Genomic DNA, 6,567 nt, shown 5'->3' with positions numbered 1-6,567 from the left:
CTACGCGACCCCCCCACCCTCCGAGCCGAGGCCGCTCGCCGCGCAGGCGCCTGCTCTTGATCTCAGGCACCCACCACACGCGGCCGCCACCCGCCCACATCACGTGTGCGCAGTGACTCGGACCCGTGCGCGGTCGTGCACAGCGACCACTGGCCAGCCGCCAACGCCAGCCGTGTGGCACAACCGAACTGCGTCCCCCAGCGAGGTCATCAAACCATGCGCGAAGCCGTAAAAAGCTTCTAAAAACCACAAACCAACCGCACCCGCCCGCCACCAACCCCCACACACAGGTCAACAGCGCCGCTTTTCGCGCTGCTCACTGCGCTCCGCGAGCACCAACGCTGAAGGCGCCCGGCCGAAAGAACCGGCCGAGCGCCCCTCAAGCATCAATCAAACTGCTGTCCAGCTCCGAGATCAGTTGTCCGCCGACCCGGGCAGGAAAGCACCCGGAACTTCCTTCGGCGCCAGGATCTTGCTGTCCCCCGGGTACGCCTTCGTCCAGCCAGTGGTCTGGTAGAACGTGTACCGGTTCATCAGCACCGGGTTCGCGAAGTCCGGCATCGCGCCCGGACCGGTCAGGTGCTGCAGAGCGGCCCACGACTTCCACTGCGCCGCGACCGCCGCCTGGGCGGCCGGGACGGCCGTGGCGGTGGTGTCGGCCTTGGCGACCGAGGAGGTGGTCTGGCCGGCCGGGACGTTCGGGCCGCAGGCCGGCTGCTGGGGCAGGCCCAGGGTCAGCGAGGTCTGGTTCGGCACGGCGGTGTACGGCGCGAAGTTCGGCTTCGAGGTGAAGGCCGTGGTCATCGGGGTGGCCGCGGAGTCGAGCTGGTTCATCGGGTGGATGCCGAGGATCTGCTCGATGGTGCGGACCATCGTGATCTGCGAGTAGTAGTGGCTGTCCACCGTGGCGTGGTTGGCGTAGGGGCTGATGACCTCCACCGGCGCCCGGTGGCCGTCCACGTGGTCCAGGCCGGCCTGGGAGTCGTCCTCGACCACGAAGATGGCCGAGTCCTTCCAGTACGGGCTGTGCGAGATGGTGTCCACGATCTGGCCGACGGCCAGGTCGTTGTCGGCCACGCCGGCGGCCGGGGTCACCGGGCCGCCGGTGTGGTCGTTGGACAGCCACATCATGTTCAGCGCGGCCGGGCCGTTCTTCTCGAAGTCCTGCTTCCAGACCTGGGTCTTGTACACGTCCGGCACGGTCAGGTCGAAGCGCGGGAAGCCCGGCACCGACACCGCGCTCAGCGACGGGATCGGCGAGACGGCCTTGATCGGGTACTGGCTCGGCGCGCCGGTGGCGGCCATGGTCTGCGCGTCGCAGTAGTAGTTCTGCCAGGACGCGCCGGCCGGCTGGATGTCCTGCGACTGGAACTCGCCGTAGTCCTTGACGCTCTTGCCCACGGCCTGCGCCCCGGACCAGATGAAGCCCGACTCCTGGTGGCCCAGGACGTCGTCCTCGGTGTCGTAGCTGCGGGTGTACTCGCCGGCGGAGGACTCGGTGTACTCCGGGTCGTCCGCCTGCATCAGCCAGTTGTGGCCCTCGGCGGAGTTCGTGCCGGTGTCGTAGAAGTTGTCGTACAGGCCGAACTGCTGCGCCAGGGCGTGCTCGTTCGGGGTGACGGCCTCGCCGTACTGGGTCAGCGTGGAGTCGCCGTTGCCCTGCGGCAGGTCGCCGAAGACCTGGTCGTAGGTCCGGTTCTCCTTGACGATGAGGAACACGTGCTTGATCGTCGAGGGGTCGCCGATCTTCGCCGGGACCGGCACGGCGTGCTTGGCGGCGTCCTGCGCGGTCTGCGCGTCCTGGCCGTTCGCCGCGTACTTCACCGAGCCGGGGGTCCAGCCGTTGTACGAGAAGACCTTGCCGGTGTAGGCCCGGATCTGCTGGTCGGTGGGCAGCTTGAAGCGGGTCAGGCTGCTGGTGGTGTCGTGCGTGTTGTGGCCGGGCGCGACGGTCGGACGCAGCGCGTCGACGCCGCGGGTGTTGGCCACCACGATCTGGTTGCCGACCGAGGCCACCTCGGCCGGGAAGTAGTCGGTCGGCAGCAGGCCCAGGTATTTGGCCGGCTGCGCGGCGGAGGTGAAGTGGTACACCGCGACCGCGTTGGCCCGGCCCAGGCTGACCAGCAGGTGGCCGTCGGGGGTCAGGGCGATGGCGTCGGGCTCGTAGCCGACCGAGGCCTCGGGCCAGGGCTGGGTCGCGATGGTCTGCACGACCTTGTCCTTCTTGGCGTCGATCACCGAGACCGTGTTCGCGGTGGTGTTCGCCACGAAGATCGTGTCGCCGGAGGCGTACACGGCGGTCGGGTGGGTGCCCACGGCGATGCTGCCGACGGCCGCCGACGGCTTCGCGGTGTCGATGACGCTGACCGTGCCGGTGGTGGAGGCGCCGGTGGCCGGGTTCGCCGGCACCTGGGTGCCGTAGGAGTTGATCGTCGTGTCGCCGGGCACGGCCGCGCGGCCGCCCTCGTTGCTGACGTAGAGCTTGCCGCCGACCAGCACCATGCCGCGCGGGGCGGTGCCGGTGGTCCAGCTCTGGGTGACGGTCCCGGTGGCGGCGTCGATCGCCACGACCCGGTTCTGCCCGTTGATCGCCGCGTACACGGTCGAGCTGTCGGCGGAGAAGACCGCCTTGGCCGACAGCGCCTGCTGCGAGCCGGAGGCCGGGATGCTCACGTCCACCGGGTTCGACAGGATGCCGCCGAAGCCGACGGTGAACTTGGTGTAGCCGTTGGCCCGGCCGATCCACAGCGACTTGCCGTCGGGCGAGTACGTCGGCGAGGTCTGGCCGACGTCGTTGCCGCTGATCGCCAGGTTGACGCCTCCGCCCTTGCCGATCACCTGCTCCACCTGGTAGCTGCGCAGGTCGATGATGACCAGGCAGCCGGTGCCGTCGGCGACGGTGGCGGCCACGTGCGTGCCGTCCGGGCTGACCGTGGCGCCCATGATCTTGCCCTGGTTCACCACCAGGCGGGTGCCGATCGGGTTGATGGTCTGGTCGCTGGCGATGACCTCGCCCTTGTTGGTGAGCTGGCCGACCTGCTCGTGGCCGAACTGCCGGGTCGAGGCCGACCCGACGCCGGCCCCGGTCACGACCAGACCGACCGCCACGACGGCGACCTTGGACAGCCGGTGGCGGGACAGTCCGGCGGAGCGCTCGAAGGCGCTCGCCTTCTGCACCTTGCGGCGCGTTACTTGCATCGAGGTATTCCTTCACTGGGTAGGACGCAGGTCGACGGAGCCGCCGATCTGCCACAGCGGGTTCGGAACATCGGCGAGGCCAAGGGAGCGAGTTCGCATACCGCGACACCGGCGGGGACATCGCCGAGTGCCGTCACGGACCAGTCCACTGAAGCCCCGAGAACCGTGCTCACAGCGGCATGATCAAGGGCCACGGCGTCGCGGAGGGGCCGGGTGATCTCCGGGCCTCGTGCCGCGACGGTGGTGTCCATGCGCTCCTCTTTCAGCCAGCGTTCAGGTGGCGCCGCAAGGAACCTAGGCCCGGCGCGTGACGCACAGCCTGGAAACGTCTGAATGGCTGACGAACGGAAGTGGACCGGCGTACTAAGAGTGCAGGTCTACGAGTACTGACTCAGCTACTGTGCGCTCCGAGCACGGTTTGCGAGCAGGCGCGGTTCGCAGGCGAACATACGAGCAAGCAGGCGCGGGCCGCGGCCGTCCGGCGAGACGGTCGTCTCCGGCGTGGCCCGCGCCTGTCGCAGACCTATCGCAAAGATCTTGGGTCGGGGATCAGATCCCCAGCAGCTCCGCGGCCATCGCGGTACCCTCCACGCGCGCCCGGATCTTGGCGAACGCCGTCTCCCGCGACGTGGACGTGTCGTCGGCGAACGGGGAGAACCCGCAGTCGTCGCAGGTGCCGAGCCGGTCGGCCGGGATGTGCCGGGCCGCGGCCAGCACCCGGTCGCGCACCTGCTCCGGCGTCTCGACGACGGGGTCGATGGGATCGGTCACGCCGACGAACACCCGCACCCCGGGCCGCATCTGCTCGGCGGCGATGCTCAGCACGCGCTCGGGATCGTCCTCGCTGGCCAGTTGCAGGTAGAAGGCGCCGGCCCGCAGCTGGAACAGGTCCGGCAGCAGGCCGGCGTAGTCGACGTCCAGGCTGTGCGTGGAGTCCTGGTCGCCGCCGGGGCAGGTGTGCACGCCGATCCGCGCGCGCTCGGCGTCGGTGAAGCGGTCCAGGACCTGGTTGTTGATGTCGATGAACTGCTTGAGCACACCCCCGCTGGGGTCGAGCTTGAGCGAGAGCCGGCCCTCGGTGAAGTCCAGCTGCACCACGTGCGCCCCGGCGTCCAGGCAGCCGCGGATGTCGGCCTCGGCCTGGTCCACGAGGTCGGAGACGAACGCAGTCTGCGCATACCCCTGGATCCCGGCCGGCGGGTAGAGCAGGCTCAGCGCGGAGGCGGCGATCACGGCCTGCTTCACGGGCTTGGTCGCGTGCCGCTGGGCGGCGCGCAGGTAGGTCTCGGCGTTGGTCCGGTACCGGAACGGCCCGGCGGTCAGCATCGGCAGCTGCCGCTGGTGGCCGTCGGCGAACGGGATGACCACCCCGTCCGGGTCCAGCGTCTTCAGGCCGGCGACCGGGTAGGTGGCGAAACTCGGCTTGGCCTGCTCGCCGTCGGTGACCACCGGGGAGCCCAGCTCTTCGAGCCGGCGGATGGTGTCTGCGACCGCCCGGTCCTGCAGTTCGGCCAGGGCCGAGTCCGGCAGCGCGCCTTGGGCGTGCGTCGTCAGGGCGTTCAGAAGCTCCGGGGAGCGCGGGATGCTGCCGATCGGTTCGGTAGGAATCGTCACATCCGCACCGTATGTACCGGAACGTGTGCGGTCAATCACTTCCCGTCACGAACTTGAGACGGCACCGTCAACGTACCCTGATTCACCCTCCCGAGGCATCGGAACGCTTGTTCGCCAGCAGCTTGCGCAGGTCCGTCCCCTCGTCGGCCAGCTGCTCGACCCGCACCGGGACGTCCCGGTCGATCATGCGCTGAGCGGCACGGATGTCCAGCGGACGGTCCAGGGACACCGCCCCGACGCAGCGGCCGTCGCGGATGTAGAACACCGTCCCGGCGCCGGCCTCGATGTCGCCGCGGGGCACGGCTTCGGCGGCAGGATCGTAGAACCCTGTCATCTCCAGGTGCGTACCGTAGCGGTCGGTCCAGAACCACGGCGCGCGCCGCGCCTCCTGGGGCAGCCCGAGGATCGAGCGCGCCGCGGCGTCGGCAGTGCGGCGTGCGTTGTCCCAGTGTTCTGATCTGTGTTGTTCAAATCTGTGCGCACTTCCGGTGATCCGCGCGATGTCCCCGATCGCGTAGACGTCCGGGGCGCTGGTGCGCATCCCGGCGTCGACCAGGACGCCGTTGTCGACGTCGAGGCCGGCGTCCTGGGCCAGCTCGACGTTCGGCACGATGCCGATGCCCGCCATGACCAGATCCGCGGGCACGCTCGCGCCGGTGGAGAGCGTCACCTCCCCCGGCTCGACGGCGAAGACCCCGCCGCGCACGACGGGGACGCCGTGCGCGGCGTGCTGAGCGTGCAGTGCTCGGGCGGCCTGCGGCCCGAGCACTTGTTCCATGGGCAGCGGGTTCGGATCGACGAGCGTGACGCGGCAGCCCCGGTGCGTGGCCGTCGCCGCGACCTCCGCGCCGATCAGCCCGGCGCCGGCGATCAGTACCCGTGTCCCCGGGACCAGGCGCTCGCGCAGCGCCTCGGCGTCGGCGCGGGTCCGCAGCACCAGGGCCGCCTGGCCGCCGGGGGCCGTCAGGCGCCGGGCCCGGCCGCCGGTGGCAAGCACGAGCACGTCGGCGGCGAGCGCCGAGCCGTCGGCGAGCTCGACGCGTCCGGTGTCGGCGTCCAGTGCGGCGACCGCGATGCCCAGCCGCATGTCGATGCCCTGATCCGCGTACCACTCGGCAGGCTGCACCGCGATCTCGGCAGCGCCGCGCTCGCCGGCGAGGAACTGCTTGCTCAGCGGCGGCCGGTCGTAGGGCTGGCAGGGTTCGTCGCCGAGGACGGTGAGCGCGCCGGTGTAGCCGCCGGCGCGCAGGGCCGCGCACAGGCTCACCGCGGCCAGGCCCGCGCCGATGACCGCGACGTGGCGGGGCTCGCGGTGCTGCCGGGGCTCGGGGCGCTGCCGGAACTCGGAGAGTTGCCGGTCGCTCGGCTCCGGCGCGGGCTCGGGGCTCACGCCACTCATGCGGCGTCGGACGGCGACTGCCCCGGCGTCAGCCACACCCGGCCGTCGACGACCTCGACGCGGTGCGTCCGCGCGTTCCGCGTCGCCGGAAGGCAGGTCACGGCGCCGGTCTTGAGGCTGAACCGGCTCTGGTGCAGCGGGCACTCGATCTCGCCGTTCTCCAGCCAGCCCTCGCCGAGCGAGGCCTTCTCGTGCGGGCAGGTGTCGTCGAGGGCGTAGAAGTCGTCGCCGTCGCGGAAGACGGTGATCGCGTCGGACCAGCCGGTGACCTTGGCCGGGATGGTCTTCACCTCGCCGTCGCCGAGGTCGTCGGCGGCGAAGACGTCGATGGGCTGCTGGTCGCTCATGGGAAAGGC

Annotated in this window: 4 protein-coding genes; all 4 read right to left on the bottom strand. The window is 70.5% G+C overall.

The genetic code is table 11. From position 1 onward, the window contains the following. Nucleotides 1-414: 414 nt before the first annotated feature. On the bottom strand, nucleotides 415-3,198 hold the full coding sequence (locus GWK61_RS11360; RefSeq protein ID WP_194908189.1) for a bifunctional YncE family protein/alkaline phosphatase family protein: 2,784 nt from the start codon (nucleotides 3,196-3,198) through the stop codon (nucleotides 415-417). A 549-nt stretch (nucleotides 3,199-3,747) separates the two neighbouring features. Beyond that, entirely contained in the window at nucleotides 3,748-4,812 is a 1,065-nt protein-coding gene (locus GWK61_RS11355; RefSeq protein WP_194908187.1) for a cobalamin-independent methionine synthase II family protein, read from the bottom strand. A gap of 82 nt (nucleotides 4,813-4,894) precedes the next feature. Continuing rightward, nucleotides 4,895-6,202: an NAD(P)/FAD-dependent oxidoreductase gene (locus tag GWK61_RS11350; protein ID WP_323747512.1), complete on the bottom strand. Its 1,308-nt coding sequence runs from the start codon at nucleotides 6,200-6,202 to the stop codon at nucleotides 4,895-4,897. 5 nt (nucleotides 6,203-6,207) lie between these two features. Then, on the bottom strand, nucleotides 6,208-6,558 hold the full coding sequence (locus tag GWK61_RS11345; RefSeq protein ID WP_194908184.1) for a non-heme iron oxygenase ferredoxin subunit: 351 nt from the start codon (nucleotides 6,556-6,558) through the stop codon (nucleotides 6,208-6,210). Between the last annotated feature and the right edge of the window lie 9 nt (nucleotides 6,559-6,567).

The sequence above is a fragment of the Catenulispora rubra genome (assembly GCF_015356825.1).
Lineage (GTDB): Bacteria > Actinomycetota > Actinomycetes > Streptomycetales > Catenulisporaceae > Catenulispora > Catenulispora rubra.
Note: the sequence above shows the minus strand (reverse complement) of the source record. Positions and strands in the feature narration are given on the sequence as shown.